This window comes from Butyribacter sp. (assembly GCF_056818865.1).
Genome location: NZ_DBLYGC010000005.1, coordinates 18,327 through 36,249, shown reverse-complemented (window position 1 = coordinate 36,249; position 17,923 = coordinate 18,327). Strand labels below are relative to the sequence as shown.

General features: G+C 36.6%; 12 protein-coding genes. All 12 read right to left on the bottom strand.

What is annotated here, in order from left to right:
• Positions 1 to 39: 39 nt before the first annotated feature.
• The gene (locus tag ACZLXV_RS03385) at positions 40 to 945 is read right to left on the bottom strand and encodes an ABC transporter ATP-binding protein (protein ID WP_482382486.1); all 906 of its coding nucleotides are present in this window, start codon (positions 943 to 945) and stop codon (positions 40 to 42) included.
• A 157-nt stretch (positions 946 to 1,102) separates the two neighbouring features.
• On the bottom strand, positions 1,103 to 1,789 hold the full coding sequence (locus ACZLXV_RS03380) for a response regulator transcription factor (protein ID WP_022225777.1): 687 nt from the start codon (positions 1,787 to 1,789) through the stop codon (positions 1,103 to 1,105).
• A 138-nt stretch (positions 1,790 to 1,927) separates the two neighbouring features.
• Positions 1,928 to 3,412, bottom strand: a complete 1,485-nt coding sequence (locus tag ACZLXV_RS03375; RefSeq protein WP_482382485.1) for an AAA family ATPase — start codon at positions 3,410 to 3,412, stop codon at positions 1,928 to 1,930.
• Positions 3,413 to 3,429: 17 nt separating this feature from the next.
• Positions 3,430 to 4,350 carry a dTDP-4-dehydrorhamnose reductase gene (gene rfbD, locus ACZLXV_RS03370; protein ID WP_367335884.1) on the bottom strand — a complete coding sequence of 307 codons (921 nt, stop codon included), beginning with the start codon at positions 4,348 to 4,350 and terminating at the stop codon, positions 3,430 to 3,432.
• A gap of 69 nt (positions 4,351 to 4,419) precedes the next feature.
• A complete protein-coding gene (rfbB, locus tag ACZLXV_RS03365; RefSeq protein WP_022225774.1) occupies positions 4,420 to 5,442 on the bottom strand; it encodes a dTDP-glucose 4,6-dehydratase in 1,023 nt (340 codons plus the stop codon).
• Between the two features lie 91 nt (positions 5,443 to 5,533).
• On the bottom strand, positions 5,534 to 6,430 hold the full coding sequence (gene rfbA / locus ACZLXV_RS03360; RefSeq protein WP_022225773.1) for a glucose-1-phosphate thymidylyltransferase RfbA: 897 nt from the start codon (positions 6,428 to 6,430) through the stop codon (positions 5,534 to 5,536).
• A 99-nt stretch (positions 6,431 to 6,529) separates the two neighbouring features.
• Positions 6,530 to 7,723, bottom strand: coding sequence for a MerR family transcriptional regulator (locus tag ACZLXV_RS03355; protein WP_367335369.1), 1,194 nt, complete (start codon positions 7,721 to 7,723; stop codon positions 6,530 to 6,532).
• Positions 7,724 to 7,798: 75 nt separating this feature from the next.
• Entirely contained in the window at positions 7,799 to 10,795 is a 2,997-nt protein-coding gene (locus tag ACZLXV_RS03350) for a helicase domain-containing protein (RefSeq protein WP_482382484.1), read from the bottom strand.
• A 20-nt stretch (positions 10,796 to 10,815) separates the two neighbouring features.
• Positions 10,816 to 13,269 carry an AAA domain-containing protein gene (locus ACZLXV_RS03345; protein WP_482382483.1) on the bottom strand — a complete coding sequence of 818 codons (2,454 nt, stop codon included), beginning with the start codon at positions 13,267 to 13,269 and terminating at the stop codon, positions 10,816 to 10,818.
• A gap of 37 nt (positions 13,270 to 13,306) precedes the next feature.
• Positions 13,307 to 13,522, bottom strand: a complete 216-nt coding sequence (locus tag ACZLXV_RS03340) for a YdbC family protein (protein ID WP_215716306.1) — start codon at positions 13,520 to 13,522, stop codon at positions 13,307 to 13,309.
• 239 nt (positions 13,523 to 13,761) lie between these two features.
• Positions 13,762 to 16,833, bottom strand: a complete 3,072-nt coding sequence (locus tag ACZLXV_RS03335; protein ID WP_482382482.1) for a type III restriction-modification system endonuclease — start codon at positions 16,831 to 16,833, stop codon at positions 13,762 to 13,764.
• The gene (locus ACZLXV_RS03330; RefSeq protein ID WP_482382481.1) at positions 16,830 to 17,912 is read right to left on the bottom strand and encodes a PDDEXK nuclease domain-containing protein; all 1,083 of its coding nucleotides are present in this window, start codon (positions 17,910 to 17,912) and stop codon (positions 16,830 to 16,832) included. Before ACZLXV_RS03330 ends, ACZLXV_RS03335 begins: the two co-directional genes overlap by 4 nt.
• Positions 17,913 to 17,923 lie beyond the last annotated feature (11 nt).

Here is a 17,923-nt window from a genome sequence, read left to right as displayed (position 1 = left end):
TATTCTCCTTTTATACGCACTCATAAACATATGTCTGATTTAATCTGCTGTCATATTCAAAAAATAACTTTCAAGTTCTTCCTGATTTACCTTAATCTCTCTCGGGCATACTCCCGAGTTTACAAGCCTTTCATTTATATAAGCACTTTCCTCAAACCTTTCATAAATATAAATATGCGACTTGTCAACCACCTCATAATTGTGAACTCCTATTTCATCAAGTGTGACAAGTGCTCTTTTAGGCTCTTCAAGCACTATCTCGATTCTCTTACTGCACTGCTGCATTAACTGTTCCTGCGAAAGCTCCTGTAAAAGTTTTCCCTTGTGTATTATCCCAAAATCTGTGCAGACCTTTGAAAGTTCCTCTAAAATATGACTTGATATAAGTATTGTAATATTTCTTTCTTTGGCAAGACCGGCAAGCATATCCCTCACTTCCACTATTCCCTGCGGGTCAAGTCCGTTTATCGGCTCATCAAGCACAAGAAAATCAGGATTTCCAACCATCGCAAGTGCTATGCCAAGTCTCTGTTTCATACCGAGAGAAAAATTCTTTGTCTTTTTCCTCCCGACATCTGAAAGTCCCACCTCATCAAGCAGTCCCAAAACGTATTTTTTGTCATTTATGCCAAACATCTTTGCCTTTATCATCATATTGTCAAATGCCGACATATTCTTGTAAAGTCCCGGTTCCTCAATAAGACATCCGACTCTTGACCTTACCTTCGATAAATCCTTTCCCGAATACCCAAACAACGAATAATCTCCGGATGACGGAGCTGTAAGACCGCTTATCATTTTCAAAAAAGTTGTCTTTCCTGCACCGTTTCTTCCGATAAAGCCATAAACTGCTCCCCTCTTTATATGCATATCTATTTCTGAAACAGCTTTGTGCCTGCGAAACTGTTTCGTCAATGCATGGGTTTCTAACAAAATCTCACTCATAATAATCCTTTCCGGCTGCAAACTCCCTTTTCTGACAGCCTGTCACATAGTCCTTGGATAACTTCTTCATCAGGACCCGTTTTTATCTTACAAAACTTATTTTAAATATCATTTCATAATAAAACGCTAAGAAAAAGTAAAGATTTAGTAAAGATGTTTATTTTCCGTCCGCAAATCGGTAGCCAATCCCCCAAACCGTTTGAATATACTCTTTGTCTGTTATATTTTTAATTTTTTTGCGTATATTGCTTATATGTACGTCGAGTGTTTTTGTCTCTCCCATATATTCTTCCTGCCATGCATATGTAAAAATTGCTTCTTTGCTAAATACTCTTTTGGGATTTTGTGCAAGCAGTCTTAAAATCTCAAATTCCTGCCTTGTAAGCTTTTTAAGTTCCTCTCCTTCTATCCATATCTGGTATGTTTTTATATCCAGTTCAAATCCGTCAAGTTTTATCTTTTCATCCTCTTTTTCATGTCCCGCATGCCTAAGCTGTATCTTTACCCTTGCTGCCACCTCATCTATATTAAAAGGTTTTGTGATATAATCATCAGCACCGTTTCGCAAAAGTTCAAGCTTTTCATCCATCCCATCTTTCGCCGTAAGCACAATAACAGGCATATCACTGTTTTCTCTTATTTTCGCCAGCACCTCTTCTCCCGTCATCCCCGGAAGCATAAGGTCAAGCAATATAAGCGATACATCATCCCTCTCAAGAAGCAGTACGGCTTCTGTTCCCGAAAATGCCTGTCTGCACACATACCCCTCACGCTCAAGAGCCTCTTTGAGCAGATTGTTTATATTTACATCATCCTCTGCTATCAATATATTTCTGCTTTTCAATCTAATAACATTCCTTCCATATATAATAAATTTAATTCTCGTCAATAAAACTTTTTCCAACAAAAATAAGACCACACAGAAACATAACAACTCTAAATCCAAATTCTATATTTCTGCACAGTCTTATATTAAAACAACCTAAAACAGTCCGTCAACCATCTCTTTTGTAACAGTAACGCTCTCAACCTTGTCCACCTCAATCTGGTAAAGCGTGTTTGCCGCAATATGTTCTGCTGCCTGTTCAAGGTCACGTATTCCTGTTGTATTTGAGAATTTATCAACTACTGCTGCAACTGCCTCAGGAGTGACGATACATTCCTCATTTCTCATACCCATTCTCTTAAGAACTTTAGGCATACAGAAGTTCTTGAAGATAACCTGTTTTTCTTCTTTCGTGTAATCAGGTATATCTATAACCGCAAATCTCGACATAAGCGGTGCGCTTATCTTTGACTTGTCATTTGCTGTTGCTATAGGATAAACACCTACTGTCGGAACCATACACTCTATGTAATTGTCAGTAAATCCTATATTGTCAAGAAGTGTAAGAAGTACATCCGCCGGATTTCCATGTCCCTTATTTGACGTAGCTTTGTCAAGCTCATTTATTATAAATACAAGATTTGACTCTCCTGCCATTTCAAATGCATCTATAATAATGCCGGATTTTGCATTTGAATATATTCTTGAACTTCCCGTAAGCTGCTCAGGGTCACTTATTGAACTCATGTCAAGTGTTGTCCATGGAAGTTTAAGTATTCTTGCAACGGCATATGCAATCTGTGATTTACCTGTTCCTGCAGGCCCTACAAGCAATATTCCATACGCTGGAAGTGTATGAGTACGATTTATCTGTACTATAGTCTCTATAATGCGCTGTTTTACTCTCTCCATTCCATAGAGTTCTTCATCAAGTATCTTTCTTGCCTCAACAATATCTATCGTCTCAAAATAATTGCTCTTCCATTTTATGTTCATCATAATAGACAATGCTCTCTGTGCATGGCGTCTTTCTTCCGGAGACACTTCATGTGACTTTGCTACCGCAAGATTTCTTCTTGCCCAAAGCCTGATGTTATCAGGAAGTGTTGCACCAGCACAGTTTATAAAGTCAGTAATACTCTGAAGACTTGTGAGCTTCATTCCATCTCCACTCTCATCATCTTCTTCATCATCCGAAATCTTCGTAGGTGCGTCACTCGCAAAAAGTCTCTCTATCATATATTGAAGGAAACCATCCTCCGCGGACAATTTTGAAGTGTTGCCGTGTGCAACTTCGCTAATCTTATAAACCGCATATCCGGCATCGGTATTTTCACCTGAAAGTCTCACATTTATATGGCTCTCTCCAAGCCATTTAAGCAGACTTACGAATCTCGCATCAACCTTTAAAATATCTGAAACTTCAACTCCATCATCCTCATTAAATTCAAATGTTGTACGTTTTATCGGGTTTGTAAACATTCCATATGAATGATGACTCCACTGTTTATTTTTGTTGTCAATAACCAATATCGGTTTTTCCGGTGTGGCACTTTCCTCATTCGACATAAATGTCCCATATGTGCACACCGCATTTTTCTTTTCTTCATCGGGTACACTGTTAAAATCAAATACCGGCATCGTATTCTCCTTTCGCTTTAAAACTCAATATCTTTAAGATAACGTCCAACTGCATCCTGCCATGAAGGTAGTGGCTTAAACCCATTGTCGATAAGTTTTTTCTTGTCGAGTCTGCTGTTAAACGGTCTCGCCGCTTTTGAAACGCCATACTCTTTCGTTGTAACAGGACTAACCTGAACATTTTGTTCACTGTATTCATCTCTTCCAAGTTCTACAGCCTGTCTGAATATCTCTTTAGCAAAATCATACCAGCTTATATAACCGCCCTCATTTGTTGCATGATAATATCCATACCTGTCAGTTTCTATCATATCGACAAGAAGTCTTGCAAGATCAAATGTGTATGTCGGAGTTCCTATCTGGTCATTTACAACAGTAAGTTTATCGTGAGTCTTTGCAACATTAAGCATAGTCTTTATAAAGTTTGAACCGTTCTTTCCAAATACCCAGGCAATTCTTACTATAAAATATTTATCTAAAATGCCTGATACGGCAAGTTCCCCTTTAAGTTTTGAATCTCCGTAAACGTTTAAAGGCTTATAATCTTTACAATCAGGCTCCCACGGCTTCTCTCCCTGACCGTCAAACACATAATCAGTACTTGTATACATCATAGGAACATCTATCTCTTTGCATGCTTTCGCTATATTTTCTGTTCCCTCTGAATTTATCTTATACACTTTGTCCTGCTTATCTTCATCTTCCGCAGCATCAACAGCCGTCCAAGCTGCACAGTGAATTACTGCATCAGGTTTAATTTCTTTGATGTTTTTAAGAACAGCCTCTCCATCTGTTATATCCATCTGAACATACGGTGCATCAATAGATGCAGCCTCTTTCAAAATATCACTTCCGACTCCTTCATAACCACGCTTTGCAAGCTCGTTCATAACATCAAAACCAAGCTGGCCGCCAACTCCCGTAACCAAAACTTTCATGTTTACACTCCATTCCCGCACTGTCTGCTGCGCATATATCAAATTTTATAATTTCAATATCACAGAACACTACTTTCTGTTTCCATACATTTTTTCATAATAGTTCTGATACTCTCCTGAAATGATAGTCTCCCACCATTCCTTATTGTCAAGATACCACTTTATTGTTTTCTTTATACCATCTGCAAACTTTGTCTCAGGAAGCCATCCAAGTTCGTTGTGAATTTTTGTAGGGTCAATTGCATAACGCATATCATGTCCCTTACGATCTGCAACATATGTGATAAGACTCTCAGGCTTTCCAAGCTCCTTACAGATAATCTTAACTATGTCAATATTTGTCATCTCATTGTGTCCGCCGACATTATAAACCTCACCAACTCTTCCGTTGTGGATGATAAGGTCGATAGCACGGCAATGATCCTCAACATAAAGCCAGTCACGCACATTCTCACCTGTTCCATATACAGGAAGCGGCTTATCATTAAGCGCATTTGCAATCATAAGCGGTATAAGCTTCTCAGGAAAATGATATGGACCATAGTTGTTTGAGCAGCGGCTTATTGTCACCGGAAGTCCGTATGTTCTATGGTAAGCAAGTACCAAAAGGTCTGCCGAAGCCTTAGATGAACTGTATGGGCTGCTTGTGTGAATAGGTGTTTCCTCTGTAAAGAAAAGGTCAGGTCTGTCTAACGGAAGGTCTCCGTAAACTTCATCTGTCGATACCTGATGGTATCTCTTAATTCCATATTTGCGGCATGCATCCATAAGCACTGCAGTTCCCATAATATTTGTGCGAAGGAAAACCTCAGGGTCTTCGATAGAACGGTCAACATGGCTCTCTGCTGCAAAATTTACTACTATGTCAGGCTTTTCTTCCTCAAATAATTTATAAACAGCCTCACGATTTGTAATATCCTCTTTTACAAATCTGAAATTTGGATTATCCATAACCGGTGCAAGTGTTGAAAGATTTCCTGCATAAGTCAGACAATCAAGACAGATTATACGGTAATCCGGATATTTATTTAACATATGAAAAACAAAGTTGCTTCCTATAAATCCTGCTCCACCTGTAACTATAATATTCATTTTATTTTGTTCCTCCATAAACTATTTCTAAAATTGTCTCTTCTTGACCGAAAGTCAAAAAGCATTGCTCCCTCGCTTCTGCTCGGTCACTCTAGTACAAATTCTCCTGATATTTTCCATCGAGCACATCTTTGAGATACTGGCCGTACTGGTTTTTCTTCATTATTTCGTATACTTCCAAAACGTCCTCTTTAGAAATCCATCCGTTTAGATACGCTATTTCTTCCAGGCACGCTATCTTTCTGTGCTGATGCTGTTCAACTGTTTTAACGAAATTTGTCGCTTCTACAAGGCTTTCATGTGTACCTGTATCAAGCCATGTAAATCCTTGTCCCAAAAGTTCAACATTTAAATTTCCCTTTTCGAGATAAATACGGTTAAGGTCGGTAATCTCAAGTTCCCCTCTTGCTGACGGTTTGAGATTCTTAGCATACTCCACAACTTTATTGTCATAGAAATAAAGACCCGTAACGCAATAATTGCTCTTAGGCTTCTCCGGCTTTTCCTCAATAGAAACAGCCTTTCCGCTCTTGTCAAATTCTACAATACCAAATCTTTCCGGGTCATCGACATAATATCCGAAAACTGTTGCACCTTTTCCGTTCTCTGCATTTTTAACAGCTTCATTGAGACGTTTCTTTAATCCGTGTCCTGCAAAAATATTGTCTCCAAGCACCATGGCAACATTGTCATCACCGATAAACTCCGCTCCGATTATAAATGCCTGTGCAAGTCCGTCAGGACTTGGCTGCACCTCATAGGAAAGATTTACGCCAAACTGATGGCCATCTCCCAAAAGTTCCTTAAATCTAGGTGTATCCTGAGGTGTCGAGATAATAAGTATATCTCTTATACCCGCATTCATAAGCACTGACATAGGATAATATATCATAGGCTTGTCATATATCGGCAAAAGCTGTTTACTTGTTACTCTTGTAAGCGGATAAAGACGTGTTCCCGAACCGCCCGCTAAAATAATACCTTTCATATTACTAATCCTCCATTCGTAATAATATTCCATATCTTTCTACTGTAATTACATTATAAAAGGTGCCCTAAGGGCACCTGCAAGCACTTTTTTTATTTTTTATATTTTATTTCTCTTAACCGCCTTAAAAACACCTGCTTCTTTTGTCACCGTAAAGCCATCCTTTGTCTTTTTCTTAACAAATGCAACAAAATCACTGTATCTGTCAACTATAAAACGATTCTGGTTTCCGTGGCACGAAAGAACATACGATATAAGTGCCTCCGGTTTTGTCACCTCAAGGCTGTCCTCGTATTCAGACCATAAAACGTCATCAAAATATTCACAGAGCAGAATGCCTCCGTTTTGTTTTCCAAATTTTTCATACAGTCTGTCTGCCGACAAAACAATTCTGCTATCAAAATCCTTTACAAGCATACTAATCTCTTTCATATGCCCACTGCCATATGTGCTGCATATAATCCTCCCGCCCGGTTTTAAAACACGCTTTATCTCCTCAAAGACTTTTTTAAGATCTTCACAATAAAATAATACGTGATTTGCAATAACAAGATTAAAGCTTTCATCCGGCGCATTTATGTGATGTGCATCCATAACTTCAAACGAAAAACTGTTTCCTGCATCTTTCATTGAACGCCTTACATCTCTTATCATTCCATCCGAAATGTCCGATAATATAACATTTATATCATTAATAATCCTGTGCCTGTTCATGCTCCACAGCGAGGCATCTCCACATCCAAGCTCAAGTATGCTCTCCCCTGCTTTAATATCGCACTGTTCAAAAAGCCACGGAAACCATCCCTGTTTATTTTTTGAAAATTCTTCGTGGAGATTTATTCTCGCAGAAATATTCGATGAGTTTTGATATTGTACTTTAAGCTTGTGCTCCATCTCATTGACATTGACAAGCTGCATCATCTTACTCCAGTCAACATTTTTTTCCTCATCTACAGCTTTTGCGGCATCTAAAAGTGCTGTTTTTATAAGCTCCATCTGTTCAATTTTTTCTTCAATAAGCCCAAGCTGCATATGAAGTGATTCAGAGAAAAAATGTTTATCAGAATTCCTCACTGTCATTTCCTTTATGTCTGCAAGTGAAAAACCGAGATATTTTAAAAACAAAATCTGCTGCAGCCTTGCAAAATCCTCATCCGAATAAAACCTTGCACCGCTGTCACTGACAAAAGATGGTTTTAATATATTATGTTCATCGTAATATCTTATTGTCTTTTTAGTCACATGAGCTTTCTTTGCAAACTCTCCGGACGAATAATACCCTTCTAATTTCATATATCTTCCCTTTATCTTCTGGACGCTGTGACCAGAAGTTAACATTTTAGCTTTATAATATGATTCATTTTGCTCTTATTTATTTGTTTTTGTAAACCAGCCATTACGATTATTTATTTCTTTTCCAGAAGCATATTTACCTGAAATGCCAAACTTGGCAATTGCAGCATTAACAGTATCCCTAATGACTACTTTTTCTCCTATTACCCAGAGCCTACCTCCTTCATTACGCATGTCTTTAACCTCAAGTCCATTTTCTTCAAAGAAGTCTTTTACAGCACTGTTCAATGAAGTGACTATCCTCTGATGTTTTGTATGCACAGCTTTTTCTTCATTATTGTTTTCATCATTTTTTATTTCTGCTTCATTATTTTTTTCAGATACATCTGTATTTCTCTTATTCTTTCCCCTATAATCATCTATATCAATTACTATAGGATATACAAACAGTTCATCAAGTGCTCTCGTATAAGCGATATATTTTTCATTTTTTGACATTCTACCCGATAACACAATGATCGAGCTAAATTCCAAACCTTTCGCATCATCAATATTCATAATATTCCATCTTGTTCTGTGTATACTAAATTCCTCACCTGTCATATCATGAAACTTCTGATTATATTCTGCAAAAGCATCCAATAAGTATTTTGCCTCTTTATCATCTCCAACCAAAATAGCTGCAATTCCCGCTCTCCCTGTGTCCAAAAGTTGAGCAATCAATATATCCTTAAATGATTTCTCATCCTTTATTTCGTGCACTCCTTTTCCCGGAGTATTTATTGCAATCATGTCCATAGTAAACACTTTATTACAATATTCCGTAACTTGAGATGAATTTCTATAATTCTCCTTCATCTCATAAAGATCATAATCTACAATATCTGAAAATTCATTCCAACTATCTATTCCTTTTGTATTTTCAATATGCTGATATACATCTCCAAACATATTAAAAACAACTTTTCCTCCATTGATATTTTGCAATAACCTCAGTTCTTCTGGTGCTATTCCCTGTGCCTCATCAATGGATAAAAGTGCTTCTTTGGTACTGTTAGGCGAACCCTGAAAATGGTACAAAGCTTGCAAATACAAATAAGGCGAATAATTTTGTGCCGGCATTTTACCATCACTATTCTCTTTTATCCCTATTTTTTTCATAATCATTATATAAGCGTTTTTTGCAGCATTACTACTAATTTTTCTTAGTTCATCAGACAAATTCAGAACTTCATTATAATCCGATATATGCAAATATTTTTCATCTGTATTTTGCAATTCTTCGACCAGTGCTTGAACATTATCTATTTCTTTTTTTATTTTTCCTAGATACTCTGCATATTTGTCATCTATTTTACCGAGTTCCCATGAAAACATAAAAAACGACCCTATTAACTGACCAATTTTATCAATAGCAGCATAAACAACATCCGTATCATTCTGACTAAATTCTGGCTTCAGTTCCGAAAACGGTAAAAGAACCGTTTCAATTTTTTTACCACATTTTTTCATCAAGTCAAAGTATTCATCATCAATATTTATCTGTAATATTTCCTCTTTAAGCTGTTGAGTATTGCTTTGTGCATCACTTATTATCGTTTGCCTGTTTTCGATAGCTTTTTCATTAACATCTACATTTAATTTTTTTAATTCCTTCTCTGCTTTCAGAATTTTTTCTTCATTTTGCGTAATCAACTTTGTTATTTCTCGTATCACATTTTGCCTACGATATTTTGCTATTACAGCAATTTTCTGTAAAGAAGTTTGTACCGCTTTAATTCTGTTAAAGTATAATGATAAGACTTTATCATTCTCATTGATTATTCTTTGTGTAAGCAGTAATTTAGATGTTATTTTCTGAGCATAACTATCACTTCTTTGATAACTATCCTGCTCTATAGAAAATATATTTACTGCTTTCTCGAACGCACTATTGTTAATATCACTTAGCTTCTCGAAATATCTATTTATATCAGCAACACACTCGACCGAATAAATATACTTTTCAGTATCTGCATCTATTTTAGCTACATGTCTTACTTTTCCATATTCTCCAGCAGTATGACCATTATATTTACCAATACAATAATCATAATATTGTTCAATAGTTCCCATATTTACATCCGAGATTTCTAACTGATGTCTCATATTTTCTGCTAACTGAATGTACATCTGAGAAGGAGTAATAATATATAGATTAGTCCTATTTAAGCTATTAGGATTATCATATAAAATAATAGGAAGTCTATGTAACATAATCATCGACTTACCAGAGCCTGCACATCCTTGAACTATCATATTTTTATTATAGGGTGCCTGAATAATTTCTCCCTGTTTTTTTTGTATTGAGAAAACTATATTCTTAAATTCCGGTGATGATCTTCTCTCTAATAATTCTTGTAAAAATTCATCTGCTATAATCTGAGCCGCACTGTCTGGATCATATTCATCCGGATTGAACTCTGCTATCAACTCATCAATATATTTGCTATCAAAGAACTTACTATCCTTACATATTTTTAATAATTCTTCATCAAGCATTCCCGGATACAAATTTAAAGCCTTAACTACTCGTGTGAACCGCAATGTAACTTGGTTTTTTACCAGCAATCTATAATGTGCATGAAATTTTTCTCCATGTTTATTTGTAACTATGCTTTCAAACTCAGTTGACGAATTGTCTAACAAATAGTGGCGGCATATTGGCATTTTCCATGATGTAACAAAGGTTTGTGCCATGTGCTGACAAGAATGGAGTCCCACCTTTATTTCATCCACATCAGTCCCCTTATCATCACTGCATTCTAATAAAAGTCTTGTATGATACAATTCATCCCTTGCCTGTAATATTTTTTTTCGATTTTCTTCCGTATCTTTAAGTCCATTAACATTTAGTATTCTAGACAAATATGAATCTGGATTTAGTGCAATATCAATATTCTTAGCTTCATCTACATATGTCTGCATTTTTTTATCTAATGAGTTGATCACCTTGTCCATTTCAGCAATCAGCTCATTTAGAATCGACTGTTCTTCTTCCTTTAATCTGTCTGGTTCACTATTTATATTCAATTAAATCACTTCTCCTCCCCTTACATTTCCAAAAAAGCTTGGATTGATCTTGCTGTATATTTTCCAACAAATCTAACACATGGAAAATATTCTGTATCCATAATATCACCCTCTGATATAAAATCTGCCGCATATAACGGTTGTCCGAACCAAATCATTTTCTTGTCAATAATAGTTATAGGATTCGTGACATATTCATAATTTTTCCGATATTTTATCAATTCATTGGGTAAATCTATATCTTCTGATAACCTAATTCGTACGTCTACACCTTGCTCCTTTTTTTCAAATAATACATGAGACAATTCTTTTATTGCTTCATCATTATCATCTATAACATCCGGTATATCAATATAGATACTATTTCGAGCTAATTGTAAATCTTCAATATATATTTGCCAGCTCGTCTCTCTATCCTCCACATATACGATAGGTTGTTCATTATTGCTTGGCATAAATTCATCTAGAACTGCTCCCCCTTCGATTATATGCTTTTCTCTGGAAAGTTTTTCGATTGCTTTAGTGAAAATTAGTTTCTTTGATATATGCTTTATTTTTAAATATTCTTTGTTGGCAATCAGTATAAACTTTCCCTTTGCTCTGGTAAATGCAACATTGAACAGTCTATTAGCGTTATCATTATGTAATGATGTAAGCAAGGTCCCCGGATATGACATTCTATAACAATCCACAGCGTCATAAATTATGACTGGTTTTTCTGACCCCTGAAACTGATGCACTGTAGCACAGGCAACCTTTTTCCAGCGATTATCATACTCTTGAATGTCTCTTACCATTGATAAAATCAGCCTAGACTGCGCACTATATGGTGTTATGATTCCAACCTCGAACTGAGTTAACCCTTTTTCCGCCATTCTTAAACTTAATAACGCAGATAAAATATTAACTCTTGAGCCATCCTTTGTTTTAGTACACACAGAGTACATTCCGCTTAAATCTATCAGTGCCATTGCAGAATCTGGGCATGGTTTACAGCTTGCTATTTCGTTCCTACTCTCTATAATTTTTTCATAAGTTTTCAGTCTGTCTCCGTACATATATTTGCTTACAAAATAAGCAATATCCGGATGCATCCTGTATTGAGTATCCAACATGACCAGCCATCCATGACACTGATCATTCTCTACTGCTGATGTTATTCCTGTATACTCAAAAATATCTCCTGCTAATCTCTGTTCTTCTTTACACTGGACAATTGCCGGAAGCTGACAAAAATCCCCCATACATATAAAAAAAGATTTGGCAAGTCCAGCAGAAAACACAATTTGCGGAACATACGCCATACTTGCCTCATCAAAAATTACAACATCAAATCTTTGCATATATAATGCTTTGTCAACGGTTGCCTTAGAGACTGTTGTTGCAATAAATACCGCCGAATGAATAATTGCTTTTTCTTGTTCTAACAAATTTTCTCTAATTCTATTTAAGCGTTTATTTATCTCCAAACGTTCTGAAGACCTTTTCTTCATTTTTTTCTTTTTTTCTAGCAGTTCCTTATATTCCTGTGCCATTTGAGGATTTTTATGTAGTACATATTGATATGATGTAAGAGTTTCGCTATCAATCAATTCTTTAGTACGGGGATACCCATATCTAATTACCTTTCCATCGGGAAAATCCGCTTTATTTGCCACTCTTAACAATGCACCATCTACTGAAACATTACTATAAGACAACATTAGCACTCTTCTTCCCTGATTTATGTGCTCAAGTGCTATATTTGCTAATGTTTCAGTTTTTCCTGTTCCCGGCGGTCCCCAGATAAATGTAATCTTCTCTGATGCAGCTCTATTCAATGCAGCATTCTGTCCTCGTATAATCCCTTTCCACGGACTTATTTGTTTTTTCCCGTTACATACAATCTCATATGCAATAGAATCCTTTTGTAAAGACATTTCATCCAGTCTATCGCCTAATGATTCTAAAAGCTGCCACTGTTCAGATGTGAAATCGACACTCTCTACATTTTCACCTATGTATTCCATTGTGCGAATAATTATCGTAAAATCCTCGCATGAGACTATATATGCAGTTACAATATCTTCGGGAAACCATAACTTGATAGCTGTTCCATCCGGATAATGTAAGTCCGTATCCGTATCAAAAGCATATAGATACTCTCCATTTTTAGATGGCAATCTTTCTCCATCAACTATTTTTTGTTTCTTTCCCCCAGTCACTCGTAAATAATTTATTTCCCGATTCAATGAAATCTTATAATCTGTACGAAACCTATCAAAAGAGGATTCTACACTCTCCCCTCGAATATCTTCCTGTAATTTTTCATCTTCCAACTCCAGATGACTTGCAAATGCTGAAGGATATGCATACTTTGATACTTGTCCATGATAATCTACTGCAATAATATTGTCCTTTACATACATTATTACACCGATTGCATGCGTGTTCGTATTCATCACTCTCATACCAATAAGCCTATTTGTATCCATTTCAGCATATCCACCTCTTTTCATGTTCTTAGTTATACTATAGTTTAGAAAGTATCTCTTTTAGACTCACTACTTCCTCATCCGACAAGGTAACTCCTTTACCCATTTTTTCATGTTCCGGTGCCCAATCACGAATATCATATTTTGGTGCAGCTCCATTCCATGAAATGCGATTCAGTTCTTTTCTCCATCCCTTTGCGTTTTCTGAAATCACACCAATTTCCTCTACTATTTCATATTTGAATTCTGCCATATTATCAAATCCTTCCTACTTATACATATTGTAATATGCATTTTTCTGTTCTATCGGCTCTGCTATTCCGTTTAATTTTGCTTGTTCCATTGCAATTTTTTCCTTTATTTTCCTTTTTTTCGAGAACGAAAACAGCCCTATTTTTGCTAAGCATCTTTGAAGTTCTTCAATCTTTTCTCTTTGCTTATCAAACTCTACATTGTACTTTTGGTATCGTAACCTCCCGGCTAAATCAGAAATTATTTTGTAACAATATCTAACAGTGCCTTATATCCATCCACTACATCATATTTCACAGTTCCATTGCTGATTGCCTTAAAATGCTCCCTTGCGCAATGTATCTTTGCTTTTTCAATATCTCTTAACTGCATTGAACTCATTGAGCCTTTCGTTTCAGCCACAAAATAGATATGCTTTACCGTTCCTTCATAAAATGCGATTGCCCAGTCCGGATTATAATGTCCGACAGGCGTTGATATATAAAATCCATCCGGCAATTTCACATATACTGCAACATCTCTGTTTGTATCCAGTTCTGTTGCAAAAGCCTGTTCATTTGTGGAATCATATACAATATGGTCATACAGATGTTTATTTGCTTTCATGGCATTAACACCCAGACGTCCCTTTATTGTCGGCTCCGTGAATATATCCGTACCATATTTTTCATCCATCACATCATACGTAATATGCTGAATAATTGCAGTAGCTTTTTCATCATTGATAAGTGACGCTGCTTTAATGATAAATTCCTCCGGATTATCTTTGAACTGCTCAAATACCGGTTTCTGTATTCCTTGAAGTATCTGGATAACTGCCTTTCTTGTAAGTCCTGTCTCATCCACCAATTTTCCTATCAAGTCATATTTTACATTGGAATTTGCAGTAATTGTGTTTCCATAACTGCTTGTTTCTTTTAAGACAAATGCAGAACCATCGTTTAATGCTTCTTTTGAGTCGATTCTGTCTAGTTCACCAAGCTTCACATTGACATATATCTTAGATACTCGCAATTTTATATCCAGCGAAGCGATTGCTTTTCTTACAAGTTCATCTGTATCAAAATCAACCACGTATACAGATTTTGAGTTAATCTTTCCCCACAATGCCTTAAATTCCGGCATTGCTAGTTTGTCTTCATCTACTTGTAGCTCCACATTATTACTCCTGGCATTTTCAGGCTGCATTGCACGGCTGTCATAAATTGAATCAATAATTTCAATTACCGAACCTGCAGAGTCAGCCACTTCTTCTGCGACTTTAATCTCTCCATTTGCTTTATCTGCATAGTACTTATCTGTGAGTACACCTTTTTTATCTATGTATCCATTTACTATCATATCGTAATGAATAGCATGTGCTGTATCCGAATCTACTACCTGTTCATTTCCATGTTCGTCCTTAATTACTTTTCCAATAAACAGCTCCGGCGTTACCGCACGAGGTCTGTCTGCAACTGCTTCTGCCATCTCACTTTGTAATCCCTTTGCAAAACTGTCATAGCTCTCACTGGCAATCACTGTAAGCACATTCACATTCTGTACATCATTTCCGAGTACATTCACATCCATACGCTCACCGTCCTGATTAACGCACAGTCTTAAACCTCGTCCTACTTCCTGACGCTTTCTGACATCGCTGCTGCTCTGTTTCAAGGTACATATCTGAAATACATTCGGATTATCCCATCCTTCCCGCAATGCAGAATGTGAAAATATAAAACGCACCGGCGATTTCTTGGGATTTCGGTCTAACAGCAGCTCTTTGTTTTTCATAATAAGATCATAAGCATCCACATCATCTGTAGTCGTTTCCTTACGTCCAACCTTGGAATCAATCATTTTTCCTTTTTTATCAATAGAAAAATAACCAGCATGTGTTTTCTCTGCCGGAATCTCATTCAGATATTTTATGTAATCATCATCACCTATGCCAATCTGCAGATTGCTTATAATATCCTTATATTCTTCTTCAAACATATCTGCATAAGTACCATTCATAGCTGCTCCGGCTTCATCATATTGTTTGTATTTGGCAACTTCATCAATGAAGAATAAAGACAGCACCTTGATTCCCTTATGGAAAAGCTCTCTTTCTCTCTGGATATGTGATAAAATCGTCTCTCTAATCTGGATACGTCTGATCTGTTCCTCGCTCACCTTACCAATCACATCTCCGGCATAGAGCTTTATGCCATTGATAAATTCGACCGAATCATCTCGTCCGTCAATCCTTGATATAACAAATCCCTGCTTGTATTCTTCCATTTTACCGGAATTGTCATAAAGATTATAGCGTTCGGATACTGTACGTGTTATTTTACGGATACCACTAGCACCTTTGCAGTCAAACTGGATTGTCGCAGTCGGAGCTGCTTTCGACAAATTGATGCTTTCCAGATAGACATAGCTTTCTGTAGCTGTGCTTCCTGATTCTGTGATGCCCTTGACAGCAATCTTCTTTACCAGTTTTTTATTGTATGCTTCCATTGCATCCAGACGGTAAATCATATTATAAATGCTGTCACTCTTATGTGTTGCAGAATATCTCAATGTCATCAAAGGATTGAACTGTTTCAGATTTTCCTTGGTCTGCTTGCCTTCTACTGACTGCGGTTCATCAATAATCACAATCGGATTGGTCTTTGCGATAATATCAATCGGTCTGCGGCTTCTGAACTCGTCCAGTTTCATATAAATACGTCTGGCATCTTTTCCTTTTGCATTAAACGCCTGTGAATTGATAATCATAACATTGATTGAATTATCTGAAGCAAAACGATCGATCTCTGTCAACTGTGCGGAATTATAGATAAAAAATCTGATTTTCTTTCCATACTCCTCTGCGAAATGCTCCTGTGTTACCTGAAATGACTTATAAACTCCCTCACGTATTGCAATACTAGGCACAACAATAATAAACTTACTCCAGCCATAATGCCTATTGAGTTCATACATAGTCTTAATATAGGTATAGGTCTTGCCGACACCTGTTTCCATCTCGATTGTCAGATTATAACGACCTTCTAGATGATTGGATGGCTGAATCTGATTATTTCTCTGTATTTTATTGATATGCTCTAAGATAACCCCGTCACTCAATTCCGGAACAATTTTCTGATTACTCCAACCTGTGAAATCCTGCTCATCTGTCATAGATGACTGTGAAAAGGAATCACCCGACATTGTTTTTCCTTCATATCCCTTATCCATCATATAAGAAGGTGTCAGATATGGCTGACCTGCAAACACATCTACTACTGCTTTCGCAGCATCTGCCTGAAACTTTTGATGTCTGAATTGTAATTTCATTCGTCCCAAGCCTCCTTTTCCTCTGACATTTGTTCTTCCAATAATTTTTGCAACGCTTCTTTACTCGGCAATACAGTTTCATACTTACTTGCAAAAATCTGTGAATTATCCTCTGGCAATGTCATTTCTACCACAGCATTATTCTTATCCTTGCAAAGCACAATGCCAATCGTCGGATTTTCATCCGGCAATTTCACTTTTCTGTCATAATAATTTACATACATTTGCATCTGACCTATATCCTGATGCTTTAATTCGCCAATTTTAAGGTCAAACAGGACGAAACAACGCAACAGCCGATTATAAAATACCAAATCCACCATAAAATGTTCTTCATCAAATGTAAATCGTACCTGTCTGCCAATAAAAGCGAACCCTCTGCCAAGCTCCAGTAAAAATTGCTGTAAGTTATCTATAATACGACTTTCCAGCTCACTTTCGGAATATTCCGGCAATTCTTTCAGACCAAGAAATTCCAATACATACGGATCTTTGATTACATTCTGCGGTTTCTCAAAACTCTGCCCTTCCAGTGCCAAACGATAAACCTTGTCTTTATCTGTGCTAAGTGCGATTCGTTCATATAACGAACTATCGTATTGACGTTTTAATTCTGATAAACTCCAGTCATTTTTTACAGATTCAATTTCATAAAAATGACGCTCATCTATATTGGTAATTCGCATAAGCTTTAAATAATGTGACCAACTCAGGAAAAACCTTCTTCCGGTATCAATCATCGGAAGATTTTCAAATTGGCTAAACACTGTTTCGCCAATCTGATCAGTAGAATAAACCCTATAGAATTGACGAATATTTTTTAAGTTTCCAACCGAAAAACCTTTCCCATACATTTTTGTTAAATATACTGATAATTCATTTACAAGCTGCGTTCCATACGCAGCCCGTTGTTTTCCCTTTTGTTCTTCCTCTACAATGATTTTTCCAATTTCATAGTAAGCATATACCATAGAAAGATTAACCGCAGTTTTGGCATTTTTTCTCGCCTTATCAAGAACATTCGATACATTTTCAAAAAAACTCTTGTCTATGGTAATTACATCGTTATCCTTTTCCATCATCACACCTC

Coding starts and splice junctions, on each gene's coding strand:
- ACZLXV_RS03385 (WP_482382486.1), bottom strand. CDS start 945: ATGAGTGAGATTTTGTTAGAAACCCATGCATTGACGAAACAGTTTCGC.
- ACZLXV_RS03375 (WP_482382485.1), bottom strand. CDS start 3,412: ATGCCGGTATTTGATTTTAACAGTGTACCCGATGAAGAAAAGAAAAAT.
- rfbD (WP_367335884.1), bottom strand. CDS start 4,350: ATGAAAGTTTTGGTTACGGGAGTTGGCGGCCAGCTTGGTTTTGATGTT.
- rfbB (WP_022225774.1), bottom strand. CDS start 5,442: ATGAATATTATAGTTACAGGTGGAGCAGGATTTATAGGAAGCAACTTT.
- rfbA (WP_022225773.1), bottom strand. CDS start 6,430: ATGAAAGGTATTATTTTAGCGGGCGGTTCGGGAACACGTCTTTATCCG.
- ACZLXV_RS03355 (WP_367335369.1), bottom strand. CDS start 7,723: ATGAAATTAGAAGGGTATTATTCGTCCGGAGAGTTTGCAAAGAAAGCT.
- ACZLXV_RS03345 (WP_482382483.1), bottom strand. CDS start 13,269: ATGGATACAAATAGGCTTATTGGTATGAGAGTGATGAATACGAACACG.
- ACZLXV_RS03340 (WP_215716306.1), bottom strand. CDS start 13,522: ATGGCAGAATTCAAATATGAAATAGTAGAGGAAATTGGTGTGATTTCA.
- ACZLXV_RS03335 (WP_482382482.1), bottom strand. CDS start 16,833: ATGAAATTACAATTCAGACATCAAAAGTTTCAGGCAGATGCTGCGAAA.
- ACZLXV_RS03330 (WP_482382481.1), bottom strand. CDS start 17,912: ATGGAAAAGGATAACGATGTAATTACCATAGACAAGAGTTTTTTTGAA.